The organism is Gilvimarinus sp. 1_MG-2023 (assembly GCF_030548285.1).
Genome location: NZ_JAUOSC010001241.1, coordinates 1 through 258, shown reverse-complemented (window position 1 = coordinate 258; position 258 = coordinate 1). Strand labels below are relative to the sequence as shown.

The following is a 258-nucleotide window of genomic DNA, read 5'->3' as shown; positions in this document are numbered from 1 at the left end:
TCGATAGTCGGCCTCAGGGTCTTTTAGCGCTTCCCAGTTGAGTGGGGAGTCCAGTGTGATGTCTTCAGGCCAGCGCTCATCACTGCTTAAAGGACGGGAAAAAACGATGACTTCGACTTCATACCAGCCTTCGTGCGGGGAGCTTTGCGCTAGGCCTGCATTGCTGCAAAACAATAGTAAAGCGGATGAGACTGTACTCAGTAGCGGGGTAAAGATTGATTTCATGGGTAATTGCTTCCGTTGTCTGGTCGACAGTCT

General features: G+C 50.8%; 1 protein-coding gene. It reads right to left on the bottom strand.

Features of this window, described 5'->3' with window-relative positions; genetic code table 11:
- A partial coding sequence (locus Q4563_RS20835; RefSeq protein ID WP_303605875.1) for a CsiV family protein occupies window positions 1-225 on the bottom strand: 225 nt, incomplete at its 3' end.
- Between the last annotated feature and the right edge of the window lie 33 nt (window positions 226-258).